This window comes from Leptobacterium flavescens, assembly GCF_010671605.1.
GTDB lineage: Bacteria > Bacteroidota > Bacteroidia > Flavobacteriales > Flavobacteriaceae > Leptobacterium > Leptobacterium flavescens.
The window spans coordinates 1,170,272-1,185,945 of the sequence record NZ_JAABOO010000001.1 but is presented as its reverse complement, the minus strand read 5'-3'; the positions used below and the strand labels follow the sequence as shown (position 1 = coordinate 1,185,945).

Here is a 15,674-nt window from a genome sequence, read left to right as displayed (position 1 = left end):
TTTAATATAGTGAGATGGGGAAGCTATTTTAATGATTACTGGTATTCGCTTAAATCCAATCTGGTAGAATTTCCACTCCATATAATTATTGTATACATTAATATATATTATCTGGTTCCCAAATTCATCATCCGGAGGAAATACAAGACCTATATCTTTTTTCTTTTGCTTAGCCTTGCGGTTCACTACTTAATAAGATCAGGTCTGAACTACTGGCTGGTTACGGAAGACATCTGGCCGGAGGCCGAAGGACTGCACGAAGCTTTCGGGTTTAATCATATTATTGCGGTTACCCTGGGAGAGTTGTATGTGGTTGGACTGGTATCTGCTATTAAGTTCACAATAGACTTTGTAATAGAGAGAAACAAGAACAATCAGCTTCTTAAACTGCAGTACGAGACCGAGCTTAAGTATCTGAAAGCACAGATACAACCTCACTTTTTCTTTAATACGCTTAACAATCTCTACGCTCTTACGATGCAGCGGTCTGAGAAAGCTCCCGAAGTTGTCCTGAAACTATCGGAGATCATGCAATATGTGATCTACGATGTAAATAAGAAAAAGATATCCCTGCTTAAAGAGATCAATTATATACATAACTATATAGAGCTGGAAAAACTCAGAAGAGGGAATATGGTAGAATCCGATATGAATATTGCAGGAGATATAGATGATGTTAAAGTACCGCCCTTATTGTTTTTGCCGTTTATTGAGAACTGCTTTAAGCACGGACTCAAGAACGGTGAGAAGATATTCGTAAAGATCAATTTTAAAAAACACGGAGATCAGCTCGATTTTAAACTGAAGAATAATTTTAATCCGGACTATACCGCCAAAACTAAAAACGGGATAGGAATTATTAATACTAAAAGACGACTGGAACTGTTGTATGATAACAGATTTGAATTGGAAACATATCCTGTAGAGGATCAATACAGAGTTATATTAAAAATACCGGTAAAATGAAGATCAATTGTTTGATTATTGATGATGAGCCCCTGGCGATAAATATTATAGAATCCTATATTAAGGAGTTCAGTAATATGGAGATCGTTAACGTATACAATAATCCTATTGAAGCTCTGCCCGATATCGAGAATAAGGATATAGATGTTATTTTTCTCGATATCAATATGCCGCGGATGAGTGGATTGGAATTTCTTCGAAACCTGAAGACCTATCCTCTTATTGTTATAACTACTGCCTATAAAGAGCATGCCATAGAGAGTTATGAACTGGATGTCCTGGATTATCTCGTAAAACCTATTCCCTTTAGCAGGTTCCTGAAATCGGTTAACAAGATCACCAACCGCCTTATTGTGGAAAAAGGAGATTCCAAAGTGTCGAACTTTAATCAGGAGCCCCATATTTTCCTGAAGATCGATAAGAAACTGGTAAAAATCTTCCTGAAAGATATCCTGTATATCGAAAGCCTTAAGGATTATATTAAACTCTATACACTTACGGGGAATCATATAGCGCATAAATCGTTGTCCAGTATTATTGAGGAGCTGCCCTCGGAGAATTTTATCAGGGTTCACAAATCGTATGCTATTGCTATTGATAAGGTGAAATCTGTAGAAGGCAACCTTATTGAGATCGATGCCAAAAGTATCCCTATGGGGAGAAATTATATTTACCACGCCAAAGAAAGAATATTTAACAACAATAAAAATTCATCCAATTCATAAGATAAAATGGAACTAACTACTCTCGATTACAGCCTGATCATAGGCTTTTTTCTTATTGTCCTTTCTATAGGGATCATCACTTCAAGACAGTCCGGAAAAAACGCATCAGAATATTTCTTATCGGGCCGGAGTATGCCCTGGTGGTTGCTGGGGTTTTCCATGGTGGCCACTACCTTTTCCACAGATACTCCCAACCTGGTAACCGATATTGTCAGGAATAACGGGGTGTCCGGTAACTGGGTATGGTGGGCCTTCCTTATTACGGGTCTCCTTACGGTATTTGTATATGCCAAACTCTGGAGAAGGTCTAATGTAAATACCGATATGGAATTTTATGAGCTGAGGTATAGCGGGAAACCCGCACGTTTTCTTAGAGGATTCAGATCGGTCTATCTGGGAGTGATCTTTAATGTCCTGGCCATGTCGGGGGTTACCCTGGCCGCCATTAAAATAGGACAGATCATGTTGGGATTGTCTCCGATCGAGACCGTGGGGTACGCAGCACTGGTTACGGTTATTTTTAGTGCCCTCGGAGGGTTTAAGGGAGTGGTTTATTCTGATTTCCTTCTGTTTTTTGTCGCAATGATCGGTTCTATCGGAGCTGCTTACTATTGTGTTAATTTACCGGAAGTGAACGGACTTTCCAATCTTATTTCCCATCCGAATGTAAGTGATAAGATTGCCTTATTACCGAATTTCGACGATTCGGAAACCCTGATCACCCTTCTTATTATTCCTCTGGCCATACAATGGTGGAGTTCCTGGTATCCGGGAGCGGAGCCGGGTGGGGGTGGATATATCGCCCAGCGTATGCTTGCGGCAAAGAACGAGAATCATGCCGTAGGTGCTACTTTTTTCTTTAATATCATGCATTATGCGTTACGACCATGGCCGTGGATCATTGTGGCCCTGGCTTCTCTGGTGGTGTTCCCGGATCTGGCAAGTATTAAAGAGGCGTTTCCGGCGGTAACAGATGATAAACTCGGGCATGACCTTGCCTATTCGGCCATGCTTACCAAATTGCCGAACGGTTTACTGGGATTGGTTATAGCATCCCTGGTAGCAGCTTATATGTCTACGATCTCCACTCACCTTAACTGGGGAGCTTCTTATATTGTAAACGACGTTTATAAATCCTATATCAATAAAAATGCATCCCAGAAACAACTGGTAAATGCAGGAAGATTTTCCACGGTGATACTGATGGCTCTGAGTGCTGTTTTTGCGCTGGCATTGACCAATGCGGTACAGATATTTGAATATATCCTTATGTTCGGAGCAGGTACAGGGCTTATTTTTATACTGCGCTGGTTTTGGTGGAGGATCAACGCCTGGAGTGAGATCTCAGCCATGTTCTCTTCCGGGATCATATCTATCGTTTTAAATATCACTGCTGTAAGTAATGCACTTTTCGGATATGTAAATGCAGAGGGAGCTGCCGTAGAAGGCTTGTTCCCAGGCTGGGGTAAATTTCCGCTTATTGTCCTGATCACTACCATTGTCTGGCTAACTGTTACTTTCCTGACCAAACCTGACGACAGTACCACCTTGTTTAATTTTTATAAAAAGATACAACCGGGAGGTCCGGGCTGGAAGAAGATCATTAGTGAGGCGAGGGAATCAGGTACCGAAATACAGGCGAAAGATGAAAAATGGTCTGTACCTTCTGGTATCGTGGCAATGCTTATCAGTTGTGCCATTATCTATTCCTGTCTTTTTGCAACAGGAAACTATATTTACGGGAATATTCCTTTAGCGCTGATCCTTACCGGAGTTACAATAGTGGGAGCTTTTCTCCTGATCCGTGTATGGAAAGGAATGAAAAAGTCTATCCTTTAAAAATAATATATAAAGTAGAAAGAAGCTGAAGAGAGTTATTCTCTTCGGCTTTTTTTATTATTCTGCCTTAAAGGTTTTTGCCAGCTGCGAAGCTGCATTTGCCAATAGCAGAATATCGATACCGATACCTATCATATTGGCGCCCTGCCCCTGATAATAATCGGCTGTTTCCTTGTCGAGTGCAAGTACGCCGGCAATTTTACCGTGTTTCCTGATAGTTTGCAGGGTTGATGAGATCATTTTCCTTACCTCGGGATGGGAAGATTGCCCAAGATATCCCATAGAAGCTGCCAGGTCTGCCGGACCAATGAATACCCCGTCTAATTCCTCTACTTTAAGTATCTCTTCGAGGTTTTCAATTCCGCTCAGCGATTCGACCTGTACGATCAGGCACATTTCCTTATTGGCGGTATGCACATAATTTTCCAGCCTGTTGTATCTGGATGCTCTGGCAAGAGCGGCACCTACACCTCTGATGCCTTCCGGAGGATAGCGCATGGCCTTTGCCATTAAAGAGGCCTGTTCGGCAGTCTCTACCATTGGGATCAATACCGTTTGTACTCCTATATCGAGCAATTGCTTGATAAGAACAGGGTCTCCTTCCGGAAGCCGAACGATAGGGTGGGTGTTATAAGCAGCTATGGCCTGTAATTGGGTAAGGATGCTCCTCAGATCGAAAGGAGCGTGCTCCCCGTCGATAACCATCCAGTCAAAACCGGAATCCGCGAGGATCTCTCCAGCGGTCGGATTAACAAAACCATTCCAGACCCCATAGGTTACATCACTATTTTTTGCCGAGTGTTTAAAGGTGTTTTCAGGAGCTGCCATAAACTTGTTTTTTATCAAATTTACAAGAAATATCCCCCGGAAAAACAGAATTGAGGATTCTCAATAATAAGGGAAGGAAATGTTATATTTTACTATGACAAAAAGAACCGGGCCATACTCAATGTATAACCCCGACTCTAAGCAAATAAACATCAATTCCTCTATTCGGTAAATATCCCGAACTGTTCCAGTTCTTCTTCCGTCATATTATGGATACTGCTGGCGGGAGCAGCATTGATAGTAAAGAAGTAAAAATCGCTTGCCTGCTGGACTGTAAAACCTATGGCTTCATAATAATCCAGGTACAGACGGTGACGAGGATCGTTCATAGGGAGTTGCCCTGCCTGGGTTCCGTTTCCGTCCGCCCAGGCATGTACTCCTACCGTTATATTACTACCCCTTGTCCTTTCTACTCCTGCCAGGAAGAGATCTACTCCTCCCGAAGCAATGAGGCCGTTGTTCAGTAAATGAGTATTGATCCTGTTGGTATTCAGTAATCTTCCCAATTCTACATTGGTCTCATCGTCGTTGGAACCGGGAACTTCCCGGAAATTTATCAGGTTGATATCGGGAAATGCTCTTAACATATTCCTGAAATCGTTTAAAGTGCGTGTTCTGATCTCTCCGTTCATCTCAACGGTTGTCCCGTCTGACTGAACCGTAAAAACATCAAATACCCTGCTTTGTACCGCATCGTCGTCATTGTTACACGATATACTGCCTATTATCAGCAGAAAAAGCAATGCATATCTTAGGAAGTAAAGGTTTCTTTTTTTCATCTCAGTTTTTTAATGATTAATCCCTGGCCAATTGCCATTTTTCTATTTCCTTTTCACTCATATAGTGAATGTCTTCGGCCGGAGCGGCAGAGAGGGTATAGAAGTAGAATCGTGGCCCCAGGTCTTTTCCAAGCATCTGGGTGAAATACGCTATCTGATACTGATGTGCGGGATGATCTTCCGGAAGTTGATCGGCAGTAATATTTTCTCCTGCCCAGGAATGAACACCCAGTTTGGCTCCTTTGGTAATATGGCGCTTTACGCCGGCGGCAAAAAGATCTACTCCTCCCGAAGCAATATTACTGTTTGCCAGAAGCTTTGTATTTAGCCCTGCTTCACGAAGGATCCTGCCTGTGTGCAAATTAACGGCATCATTCACCGATCCCTGAACCTGCGTAAATGTTATGGTCTTTATCTCCGGGTGATTGCGAATAAGGTCTTTGACCTGATGATAAGTAACGGTGCCGAGGGTTCCGGAAAGGTATGCTTCTCCGTCTCTTACTTGCAGTTCACTGTTACCTGCTCCTATCACTGCTTCATTTGCCTTTAAAGACATATCATAGGATGCAGTGTCTCCTTTAAGGGTTCCTTCGATACTGATATCGAAATCATCATTCATAATTACCGTCATCTGACCTCCGCCCACAGGTATAGGTTCTTCGTCCTTTTCGATAATATTCCCTTTCAGGTACATGGCTTCAGCTTTGAACTTACCGCCTTTTTCTACATTTTTAGGACTGGTAAAGAAAAGGATATTGTCCTGTAGTTTGTTAAAGGAAGCAATAAGGATAATCTGCCCCTCGTCCTGTTCCGGGAAAAAGAATTCCAATGGATAGGATTTGTTGTTCATTTTAACGGAGGCCTGCTTTATTAACTGAATCTGGGCCTGAACCACACTGTCTATATCTTTAACGGCAATACCTTCATCTTCAAATTCTGCCCAGCATTTGCCCTGGTACCAATAACCGTCCTTGCTGTTACACTCTTTTGAATTTGTAACTTTCAGAGTCTTGTTCTGTGAATGGCAGGAAGTGATCATTGCCATCAACAGAAAACAACTCAATACTATAATCTTGTTTTTCATTTTGAATATTGTTTTAATTTTTCAGCAGGAAATAGAGGGTCATTAGCAGGATGCCCGGAAGGATAATTACCAGATCCAGGCGCATTACAGGCTCTTCCATTTTATCTATCCATTTTTGGACCTGTAGCTCCCACATAAAAAATGCAACCCATGTGATAAGGATACCTATTCCTACGTTTTTTTTGATTTTTTTCATGTCGATGGTTTTGAGGGTTAGCTATGAGAAAAGGATACATCAGGAAGGCCAATCCTGATGTATCGGAAGGAAGGACTAATTTCTTAGCCTCTTAAAAATATAGCGGGTAATATAGATCCCGTCTCCGTCTTCTTCTCCTGCATCACTTTCCACTCCGCTCACTACAAAGGCAAGTTCCCATCCTTCTGTAGCCATCTGGTTTATTTTTGAGCTAACAACAGCGTCGTTGGCAACGATGTTCTGGAAGCGTATCCCCCCGAGGTTGTAAAAGTTGAGGAGTTTGGTCTCTTCAAAATTCTTTACTCTGATCTCTTTTCTTTTGGATTTGTTCCTCCCGTTGTTTTCTTCCGACCTCTGAGATGTAAATTCTTTATAATCTCTTTCTTCATTGGCCGAAATAAGGCGGGATCTTCCCAAGCCACTCGGAACGATAGACTCTACACTAGTTATAACCTGATATTCGAATGTTTGCGCCTTGATCTCTGGGATAAAGGCCAGTACCATTAAACTGAATAATAAAATCGTTTTTTTCATCTTCTTTTAATTTTTAGATCTACTTTGTTTTTGTTGATACAAAGATGGAAGACGATAAGATGAAAAGGGTCTGAAATAGCTCTTCAGGAGTCCGGAAGTCATAATTTCGGACTGTTTTGCAGGATCTCAGACTCTGCAGAAAGAAGAAGGGTTAGCTTAATTGCTTCTTAAAAGCGTTGGGAGTGGTATTTGTAAGTTGCTTAAAAACAGCGTAGAAGGTAGCTTTGGAGTTGAAGCCTGCTTCATAGGCAACCCCGAGCATATTGAGTTTATTAAAAGTGTCGTCTTTAAGGATGCGTTTTGCCTCTTCTACCCGGTAATGGTTTACAAACTGATTAAAATTCTTGTCTGCAAACTGATTGATCAGTTGAGAAAGGCTTCTTTGAGACATATTCAACTCCCGGGAAAGATCGGCCAGGGAAAGATCGGGTTCCTTGAACAACTGCTTTTCCTGCATCAGGGAAGTGACCTGTTCATAGTCGCCAGATTTCGGCAGATTTTCTCCTGCTTTCTTTTCATCCTGCAGGTTTTTTTCTGCCGGTATACCGGTTTTTTCCATAGAAGTGAGTATCCTGGACTGCCGCAAACCGGAAATCCCGAGCCAGAAAATAAAGATTACATTTAATGCCGCCAGAATAGGGTAGGTGTACTTTTCAAAAAAGGCTTCTTCCTGGAAGATCTCCACGAAGAGAAAGGAGATCTGAAAGATGATCAGCAGGACTACCCATCTTGCCCAGCTTACCAGTCGCCCGCTTACGTTGGAATAGTAGTTCTCTACATTTTTCTTATGCCTGTTGAGGCGCCTCAGGATCTTTACAATAAAGTAAATGGAATAAGGAAAGGACAACAGCAGGAAGAATTCCAGGGGAAGCATAAAAGAATCCGTATTGTACAACTCCAGTTTGATAGCTGATGGCAATAGGAATAGTACCGTATAAACTATAAACTCGATTATTCCGGGAAGCAGGACCAGATAACTCCGTGTCTTGAGCTTGTCATTGGTAATATGACGGACGTAGAGATAAAAGAGCGGAAAAACAAGATAGAAAAAGTTAATGGGCAGGAACAGTAAGGACGGATGTTGATCGATAAGACCAAGGTCTTCCAGAATGACCTCCAGCAATTCAAAGCTATAAGTTACCAGGAACAAACCCAAAAGCAGGGAAGGGCGGTTTTTTTTGTTCTCAATGATCAGGAGGAATCCGAGGAACAACCCCTGAACCAGACCGAGAAAATCTATTAAACTGGTAATATTGTAATTGATATTTTCCAAGTATACAGATTGAGACGTAAAAATATAATTTTATTTCTACTCCCGTACCCTGATAACTAGAGGAAATATCACCTTTTTAAATAAGCTGAGGTATTCGTTTTTCCTATAGAAAGTAAAAGTGGATATAAAAAACGGTAAAATAAATAAGAGCAGCAAAATCGTTAAAGATCATTACCTTAAATGTCTCTATTTCGTTGATGTAGAAATATTTATAGTTAGGAAAAAGATCGGTTACTACTTTTTTCATGGCTATTGGTTTGATTTGGTTGAACATAAACTTAGAGATAATACCAAAAGCCGAAAAAATAAATCGATAAAAGGAGTAAAAATTCCTACGTATTGTTAAAAATATACATATTTCACCTAATTTATAACAAAATTAAAAAGCTTATATGGCTTGTAATCTGAGAGTTAAGTAATTGGTGGTTATAATCGTGAACAGCCGATGGTTATTTCCGACTTATTGAAGAAACCATTTCTTTACTGTCTCTTCCGTAAGCTTGTTGTTCGGCGTAAAAGCATCGTTCTTCCTGCCTCTGTATTCCAGATAGGATGGGAATTTCCACCATAGGATCCCTTTGCACCAGTCTTCGTTCTGGATTCCCTCAAAAATAATTTCATAACAACGACGCTGGTGTTCCTCATTAAAACTGTCATCACCGTCTTCATGAGGATTTTTCCAGGGCATATCCATACTCCGGAACCCGATTTCGGTAAAGACTACGGGTTTTCCGAATTTTGAATGCACCTTTTTTATCTTGTTTTTTACTTTTTCAAAATTCTGCTTTAATTCTTCATCCGTCGGATTGTCATTTTTACTGAGCGGATAATAGGAGTTGAGCCCGATAAAATCCAGTTCATCCCAGAAGCCTACTTTTTCAAATTCCTCTCCCCAGTTTGAAGCATAGGTAAGCTGCCCCTGATAAAGCCCCCTTATCTTTCTGAAGATCTTTCGCCAGTCATCCTCCCGGTTCAGTGTGGCAATAGAGAATTCCACACCGGCACAAAACATATCTATCTGATGTATTTCGGCCAGAAACGCATAATGCCTGATCCACCTGTAGTAATTATCAAAGAAAAGGTTCCAGTCTTCCTCGCTCTTCATCTCCAGTGCTCCCGGCCAGCTGCTGCCAAAGAATATCTGGGGTTTAAGCATGGATGTCATTCCCAGTTCCCTGGCTTCGAATGCAGAATGAACGACCCCGGCATCATTTTCGGAACCTGCCCAGTTGTTAATAGGAATATAGTCGGGGATACTGTCGGACCTCATAAAACTATAAGGAACGATAGCTATGGAATTGCTTCCCATGCTTTTTTGTTTTTCAATAGCCCGGGTTGCCTTTCTGGAAAGATATCCATTGTAAATACTATAGCCTTCATGAGCAAAATTAAATCCTTTAAGATAGGGAAGCTCAGGTTTGGTCCTTTCTTTCTTTTTATACTTTAAACTCAAAGTGGAGAGGTAATTTCTCCATTCCGGTTCAAGATCTCTGACTTCTTTAGCAGAAGGAGCCCAATTGTTATATTTTTCAAGGAATTGTTCTTTCCCCCACTTATCAATTAAAAAAGCAACCATAACGGCAGTCATACAATCGGAGATCAAAGGCGATTCCCATCGCATTAGCTCATTATCTGTTAATTCTTTTAATGAAAGGGTGTTACCTGATTCGGCCAGCCGGGCTGCCCAGTAAAGATAACCTTCCCTTTGCCAGTTGTCGGTAAAATATACGGCCAGCCCTCTTTGAAGGGAACGTGTTCTGGTACTATCGAGCAGATGCTGTAAAAGCAGGGCATTTTCCCGTTCTATATAATTTCCCTCGTATTTTTTATTGATAATCGTATGTATGCTATTATCTGTATTTTCTATATGAGCCTGATAAGTATTGTCTACCATAAGCCCCTTATCTTCTGCTGTTTTATAGATATGATAGGTAAAACGGGGAAGCTCTTTTTCAGAAGCGGTAAAGCTCAGGATACGGGAAGTGGTATTTTCTACTTCGGAAGCCAGTTGTTTTGCTTCTTCAGAACTGATAGCATCCTGATGGGATATAAAATCGAAGTGTTTTGAGCTGAAAATGGTGTCGTTCCCGCTTGTGTAATCAAAATAAGTTTCTTCGTCTATAAACCACTCCGAATTAAAATTCCCCATGAGCAGTCGCTTCCCTTTCCTGTATAACTCATAATCCATATTCTGCCAGGAGAAAATACGTCCCTCATCTGCTTTTTCCTGAAAGAAGGTAAATACTTCTTCAGCATCATTCCCACTCAACAGACTGAAAGGGAGTTTGTGGTTATTCGGGTTCGGAAAGAAAAGGAGAGAGAAGAGTTCATCCCTGAAAACCTTATTGTTAAAATGTATTTCGCCTTTGGTAAAAGTAACCGGAAGGTCCCGGCTAAATTGTCCGATGAATTTATTTTCTTCCGGGCTACCCACAAGAAAAAGGACCTTCTCTTCAAGGTCTGTTTCTTCCACCTGAGAGGCCTCCATATATTCCACCTTCAGATTTCCTCTTCTATTGTTTCGGGCCGTTTTGGAAATGCGATCCAGAAGTTTTTTATAACGCTCCTTCAAACGCTCGTCTTCCGCTCCGTATACTACAAGAAGCTCCCGTTTTTCCCAAAAACTTCTTCTCAGCTGTCTTTTACTGGGAATAGAATCTATATGTAAGCCCAAAGCATTTGCAGTGGTTTGCGCATTATTTACCTGGCATCCTGTACTTATTAATAGAAAAGGAATAATGAGGAAGAATAGAAAATATTTCATTTTCAATATTAAGCTTTTTTTAGATAAATATTGAACACTCCTTCGGAGATCCCGTTGTTATTTTTAAAATCTATATATCTGCAATCTTCGGTACCCCGATCTGTTCTGTCCAGTCTTTCACGCTGACCTCCTTTTTCGTTCAGCCAGTAACTTTGAGTGGTAAGGCTTCGATACCCTTTGGCACTTATCTTATAATGAATATGCCTTCTCCTGCCGTAATAGAGTCCGGGGGTAATGCTTTTAAAAGAAAAAGCACCCTGTTTATCACTTATTACAAAACCTCTCAGGGCCACTTCCGAATCTTTATACCTGGAAATATCGCCATTTCCGGTAGGATGGTAGGTTCCTTCATCATCACAATGCCAGATCTCTATTTTGGCATCTGCTACTTTTCTTTTCCCTTCTTCATCACCAAAAACGGTTCCTGATATTCTCATAGGAGTACCGGGAAGATTAGTGAAATTAAGGTTTACAGTTTCAATGGTGTTCCTTACAAAAAAAGGCCCCTCCGATGCAGAATCCGTATATCCGCAATCGGTGTCATCATTTTTTGGTTCTTTAACGGCTGCCGAAACTCCTTTCACCGCCAGAGGAACAGATAAAAGCCCCAAGCCCAACCTGCTTAAAAAGCTCTTTCTGGAAATATTTTTCATTGTTCAGCATGTTTAATATTTGGTTCGATTAAATACCCCGTCATTCCGATAGTTGTTCAGGCGTTCAATTACTCCCGAAATGCCGTTCAGTCTTCATTACATCTTAAAAATTAATTATTTTTTTTGTGTATAACTTATTTATTAACAGTATTTAACTGTAACTGCTTCTCTGTTTTTATGGCGATAATACGTTGTGAGATAAAAGCGGTGCAAAGAACAGCAATACATCCGATAAGGTTAAACCAGAGGTAAGCGATCTGGAAAAAACCGTTCTTCCCCATCAGAAAGAGGGTAATAACGATCACTTCTCCCACTATGGCACCGATAAAAGTGGCATTGGCCTTTATTTTCTTAAAGAAGAAAGCAATGGTAAAAACACCGAGGATAGTTCCGTAAAAGAGGGAGCCTATAATATTAACTGCTTCTATCAGATTGTCAAAAAGCGTAATAAGCATGGAGCAGAGAATAGCGATGATACCCCAGCCCAGGGTAAAAAGCCTGGACATATTAAGATAGTGTTTGTCTGGTGCTCTTTGTACAAAGGATCTTTTGTAAAAATCCACCATAGAGGTAGTTGCCAGGGCGTTCAGCTCGGAAGCTGTAGACGACATGGCTGCGCACATGATAACCGCCAGTAAGAGCCCGATGAGCCCGGTGGGCAGGTGCCCGGTAACAAAATTGATAAAGACATAGTCCGTATCTTCCTTTTCCAGTTTTTTCCCGAGTTTTTTACTGTAATTGCCCAAAAGCGTTTTTGCCTGGTTTCTCAGGTCTTTTTCCCGGCTTAAGGCACTGTGGATAGAAGCTACGGCAGCCGTATTATCGAGATCGTTTCTTTTTTGTTCGATACTGGTATATATGGCCTGTTTTTTCTCTTCGGATACTTTTTGTAACTGCTCTTCCAACTGATGATATTCATCCGCATAGACCGATTGCTCTATGATCTTTACATTCGATTTGTTAAAGTGAAGCGGAGCCTGGTTGAATTGATAGAACACAAATACCATGATCCCTACAAAGAGGATCATAAACTGCATGGGAACTTTAAAGATCCCGTTAAAAAGCAAGCCCAGTTGACTCTCCCTTAATGACCTTCCCGAGAGATAGCGCTGCACCTGGCTCTGATCGGTTCCGAAATAGGAAAGAAAGAGGAAGGTACCTCCAAAAAGGGCACTCCAGATATTGTATTTGTTGGAAAGATCGAATTTAAAATCAACTGCCTTCAATTTTCCCATATCTCCAGCTACACCTAATGCGTCATTGAATGAGATATTTGAAGGCAGTTTGGACAAAATGATCAAAAAAGTAATGGCTAATCCTGTAAGGATAATGATCATTTGTTGTTTTTGAGTCTGGCTAACCGCTATGGTCCCTCCGGTTACCGTATAGATAATAACGAGTACCCCTATGATCAGGGTCGTGATATTAAGGTTCCATCCGAGAATGGAAGAAAGTATAATAGAAGGAGCAAATATAGTAAGACCGGCGGCCAGTCCTCTTTGTATCAGAAACAGAAATGCGGTGAGGGAGCGGGTTTTGAGATCGAATCTCCTCTCCAGGTATTCATAGGCCGTATATACCTTTAACCTGTAATACACGGGCAGCACAAAAACACATAATACGATCATGGCCAGTGGAAGTCCGAAATAGAACTGCGCAAAACGCAAACCGTCATCATAAGCCTGTCCGGGAGTGGAGAGGAATGTAATGGCGCTGGCCTGGGTTGCCATGACCGAAAGTCCGACCGTCCACCAGGGTAGAGAGCGCGTTCCTCTTAAATAAGATTCGGAACTGGAAATACTCTTTGTTTTCCATATTCCATAACCTATTATCAATACGATAATAGCAATAAGTACAATCCAATCCAGGATATGCATTATAAATACCTTTTAGTTTGTTGTTTATTGATTTCGGAGATTAAAGTAATCAGCATTTATCATAAATAGTTGTTAACTACCTTAATCTTTAACACAACTTTATCAAAAGAAGTGAATTCAGGAACCGTCCGTTTCCAGGATGAATCCCTTGCCATGAACGTTCCGGATGCTGATGGAAGGGTCGTTTTTGAGATACTTTCTCAATTTATAGATAAAGACGTCCATGCTGCGCCTGTTAAAATAGTCGTTCTCTCCCCAATAGGTGTTTAATGTTTTCTTGCGATCGAGGATCCGGCCTTTGCACAGGCAGAGTTCCCTGAGAATATCGGCTTCCTTGGTAGTGAGCAGTTGTTTCTGATCTTTATAAGTGAGGAGCTGGTTCTGATAGTCGAATAAATAATCTCCCAGTTGAAAACTAACGGGAAGGAGCTCTTCTCCGTTTGAGTTTCCAGTCCTTCTGAGAATGGCATTAATACGGGCAATGAGTTCTTCTTCGTCTACGGGTTTCAGGATATAATCATCTGCTCCGATCTTAAAACCTTTTAGTTTATCGATCTTCAGGGCTTTGGCAGTAAGGAACACCAGAGGCATTTCCTGTTGCTGTTTTTTGATCTCCTGGGCTACCGAAAATCCGTCCAGTACCGGCATCATGATATCGAGCACACAGAGATCGAATTTACTTTTGTGAAAAAGCTCCAGGGCTTCTTTCCCGTTGGTAGCAAGGATCACCTCAAAATTATGCATAGACAGGTATTCCTTCAGGATATATCCCAGGTTTTTGTCGTCTTCGGCGAGGAGTATTTTGGCAGTCGATTTCATAAGGCAGGCAGGTTTACGGTGAATGTACTTCCTTCTCCCCATTTACTCTCCAGGGAAATGATTCCCTGATGGGCCTCAATGATCTCCTTAACATAGCTTAAACCAATACCGAAACCTTTTACATTATGTATGTTTCCGGTAGAGATCCTGTAAAATTTATCGAAGATCGATTTCTGTTTTTCTTTTTTAATCCCCAGGCCGTTATCCTTAACGGCTATGGCAATATTATCCGGGGTGAGATGAGCAGTAACATCTATTTCGGGGCTTTTGTCGGTGTATTTTATAGCATTGTCAATAAGGTTGTAAATAGCATTGGTCAGATGAACTTCATCTCCCTGGACATAAATATTATCGATATTCGATTTGAATTTGATAACCCCGTTCTTCTGCCGTATCAACATCTCAAAACTCTCAATTACATTCTCGATAATGGGCCTCAGGTTTATTTTCTTCTTTTCCAGGGTAAACTTTCTGGAGTTGAGAAGGGACAACTGCAATATCTTATCTACCTGGTTCTTAAGCCGCTCCCCTTCATGATCTATAACATCAAGATAACTTTCTACTTTTTCTTTTTCATCGGTATTGACTGTTTTCCTGAGGGCACTTGAAGCCAGCCCGATACTAAAAATAGGGGTCTTGAATTCATGGGTGAGGTTATTGATAAAATCGTTTTTGATCTCGGAAAGCCTTTTTTGCCTTTTGATAGTAATTATAGTGTAAAAGAAACCGGCCAGGATCAGTAAAATAAAAATAACAGAGGTGATCAGGGTTCCTTTTACTTCATTAAAAATAAAAGCACTGAAAGAAGGAAAAATTGCCAGATGATAGTTGTTGTCGTTCCCATACCCCATACTGCAGGTAAGCCTGGTCCAGCCAAATTCCCTCCCATCATTGGCATTACAGACAGAGTTGTTTAACAATACTTCATCGGTATTACCCGCCAAAAGACGGTTGCCGTCATGATCGGTATGCTCATAAACCCCGTAGGTATAGGTTAGGGGGATATTACATTGTATAAAAGAGGAATCTATTGCCTCGGATACGATCCTGTCTATTGTTTTTTTATCTGTTGCTCCGGAGATAATGGCCTGATGAAGTTCATATGGCGCATTCCCGTTTTTTCTGAACATTTCACCTGCCATATTGGTGGCAAGATCCATTTTTTGCCGGAATATCTGTCGGTTGGTCTCAACAGATTTATTCAGCCAGTGTACCTGGATAGCCACCAGGCCGATCAGCGACATCAAAGTGACGGCGATAACAATGGTAATGGATGTCTTGCTCAATTGCATAAAACCGATTTATACTATGCAATATACTACTCATTATTAACAAAT

General features: G+C 41.1%; 15 protein-coding genes. 3 read left to right on the top strand and 12 right to left on the bottom strand.

Features of this window, described 5'->3' with window-relative positions:
• Positions 1–9 precede the first annotated feature (9 nt).
• The 3 genes from GWK08_RS05230 to GWK08_RS05220 are packed head-to-tail and all read left to right on the top strand — an operon-like array spanning position 10 to position 3,530.
• On the top strand, positions 10–966 hold the full coding sequence (locus tag GWK08_RS05230; protein ID WP_317168138.1) for a sensor histidine kinase: 957 nt from the start codon (positions 10–12) through the stop codon (positions 964–966).
• On the top strand, positions 963–1,691 hold the full coding sequence (locus GWK08_RS05225) for a LytR/AlgR family response regulator transcription factor (protein ID WP_163605841.1): 729 nt from the start codon (positions 963–965) through the stop codon (positions 1,689–1,691). Before GWK08_RS05230 ends, GWK08_RS05225 begins: the two co-directional genes overlap by 4 nt.
• Positions 1,692–1,697: 6 nt before the next feature.
• A complete protein-coding gene (locus tag GWK08_RS05220; protein WP_163605840.1) occupies positions 1,698–3,530 on the top strand; it encodes a sodium:solute symporter family protein in 1,833 nt (610 codons plus the stop codon).
• A gap of 57 nt (positions 3,531–3,587) precedes the next feature.
• On the opposite strand, the gene GWK08_RS05215 is transcribed toward GWK08_RS05220, so the two are convergent.
• The 12 genes from GWK08_RS05215 to GWK08_RS05160 form a co-directional block, all read right to left on the bottom strand.
• A complete protein-coding gene (locus GWK08_RS05215) occupies positions 3,588–4,358 on the bottom strand; it encodes an aldolase/citrate lyase family protein (RefSeq protein WP_163605839.1) in 771 nt (256 codons plus the stop codon).
• 161 nt (positions 4,359–4,519) lie between these two features.
• Positions 4,520–5,137 carry a hypothetical protein gene (locus GWK08_RS05210; RefSeq protein ID WP_163605838.1) on the bottom strand — a complete coding sequence of 206 codons (618 nt, stop codon included), beginning with the start codon at positions 5,135–5,137 and terminating at the stop codon, positions 4,520–4,522.
• A 16-nt stretch (positions 5,138–5,153) separates the two neighbouring features.
• The gene (locus tag GWK08_RS05205; RefSeq protein ID WP_163605837.1) at positions 5,154–6,221 is read right to left on the bottom strand and encodes a hypothetical protein; all 1,068 of its coding nucleotides are present in this window, start codon (positions 6,219–6,221) and stop codon (positions 5,154–5,156) included.
• A gap of 13 nt (positions 6,222–6,234) precedes the next feature.
• Positions 6,235–6,417 carry a hypothetical protein gene (locus tag GWK08_RS05200; RefSeq protein ID WP_163605836.1) on the bottom strand — a complete coding sequence of 61 codons (183 nt, stop codon included), beginning with the start codon at positions 6,415–6,417 and terminating at the stop codon, positions 6,235–6,237.
• Positions 6,418–6,492: 75 nt separating this feature from the next.
• Positions 6,493–6,921, bottom strand: coding sequence for a hypothetical protein (locus GWK08_RS05195; protein ID WP_394352001.1), 429 nt, complete (start codon positions 6,919–6,921; stop codon positions 6,493–6,495).
• A 181-nt stretch (positions 6,922–7,102) separates the two neighbouring features.
• Positions 7,103–8,224 (bottom strand): AraC family transcriptional regulator, encoded by a 1,122-nt coding sequence (locus GWK08_RS05190; protein ID WP_163605834.1) that lies wholly within the window; start codon positions 8,222–8,224, stop codon positions 7,103–7,105.
• Positions 8,225–8,327: 103 nt separating this feature from the next.
• Positions 8,328–8,471: a hypothetical protein gene (locus tag GWK08_RS05185; RefSeq protein ID WP_163605833.1), complete on the bottom strand. Its 144-nt coding sequence runs from the start codon at positions 8,469–8,471 to the stop codon at positions 8,328–8,330.
• A 213-nt stretch (positions 8,472–8,684) separates the two neighbouring features.
• Positions 8,685–10,988 (bottom strand): glycoside hydrolase family 113, encoded by a 2,304-nt coding sequence (locus tag GWK08_RS05180; RefSeq protein WP_163605832.1) that lies wholly within the window; start codon positions 10,986–10,988, stop codon positions 8,685–8,687.
• An 8-nt stretch (positions 10,989–10,996) separates the two neighbouring features.
• Complete coding sequence (locus GWK08_RS05175) at positions 10,997–11,641, bottom strand: dioxygenase family protein (RefSeq protein ID WP_163605831.1); 645 nt, start codon at positions 11,639–11,641, stop codon at positions 10,997–10,999.
• 134 nt (positions 11,642–11,775) lie between these two features.
• On the bottom strand, positions 11,776–13,518 hold the full coding sequence (locus GWK08_RS05170; RefSeq protein WP_163605830.1) for a sodium:solute symporter: 1,743 nt from the start codon (positions 13,516–13,518) through the stop codon (positions 11,776–11,778).
• A gap of 117 nt (positions 13,519–13,635) precedes the next feature.
• Complete coding sequence (locus tag GWK08_RS05165; protein ID WP_163605829.1) at positions 13,636–14,337, bottom strand: response regulator transcription factor; 702 nt, start codon at positions 14,335–14,337, stop codon at positions 13,636–13,638.
• Complete coding sequence (locus tag GWK08_RS05160) at positions 14,334–15,629, bottom strand: sensor histidine kinase (protein WP_163605828.1); 1,296 nt, start codon at positions 15,627–15,629, stop codon at positions 14,334–14,336. The genes GWK08_RS05165 and GWK08_RS05160 overlap by 4 nt, the downstream gene beginning before the upstream one ends.
• Between the last annotated feature and the right edge of the window lie 45 nt (positions 15,630–15,674).

Excerpts from the sequence above, each read along its gene's own strand:
- GWK08_RS05225 (WP_163605841.1), top strand. The coding sequence starts at position 963 with ATGAAGATCAATTGTTTGATTATTGATGATGAGCCCCTGGCGATAAAT.
- GWK08_RS05220 (WP_163605840.1), top strand. The coding sequence starts at position 1,698 with ATGGAACTAACTACTCTCGATTACAGCCTGATCATAGGCTTTTTTCTT.
- GWK08_RS05215 (WP_163605839.1), bottom strand. The coding sequence starts at position 4,358 with ATGGCAGCTCCTGAAAACACCTTTAAACACTCGGCAAAAAATAGTGAT.
- GWK08_RS05210 (WP_163605838.1), bottom strand. The coding sequence starts at position 5,137 with ATGAAAAAAAGAAACCTTTACTTCCTAAGATATGCATTGCTTTTTCTG.
- GWK08_RS05205 (WP_163605837.1), bottom strand. The coding sequence starts at position 6,221 with ATGAAAAACAAGATTATAGTATTGAGTTGTTTTCTGTTGATGGCAATG.
- GWK08_RS05200 (WP_163605836.1), bottom strand. The coding sequence starts at position 6,417 with ATGAAAAAAATCAAAAAAAACGTAGGAATAGGTATCCTTATCACATGG.
- GWK08_RS05195 (WP_394352001.1), bottom strand. The coding sequence starts at position 6,921 with ATGGTACTGGCCTTTATCCCAGAGATCAAGGCGCAAACATTCGAATAT.
- GWK08_RS05185 (WP_163605833.1), bottom strand. The coding sequence starts at position 8,471 with ATGAAAAAAGTAGTAACCGATCTTTTTCCTAACTATAAATATTTCTAC.
- GWK08_RS05180 (WP_163605832.1), bottom strand. The coding sequence starts at position 10,988 with ATGAAATATTTTCTATTCTTCCTCATTATTCCTTTTCTATTAATAAGT.
- GWK08_RS05175 (WP_163605831.1), bottom strand. The coding sequence starts at position 11,641 with ATGAAAAATATTTCCAGAAAGAGCTTTTTAAGCAGGTTGGGCTTGGGG.
- GWK08_RS05170 (WP_163605830.1), bottom strand. The coding sequence starts at position 13,518 with ATGCATATCCTGGATTGGATTGTACTTATTGCTATTATCGTATTGATA.
- GWK08_RS05165 (WP_163605829.1), bottom strand. The coding sequence starts at position 14,337 with ATGAAATCGACTGCCAAAATACTCCTCGCCGAAGACGACAAAAACCTG.
- GWK08_RS05160 (WP_163605828.1), bottom strand. The coding sequence starts at position 15,629 with ATGCAATTGAGCAAGACATCCATTACCATTGTTATCGCCGTCACTTTG.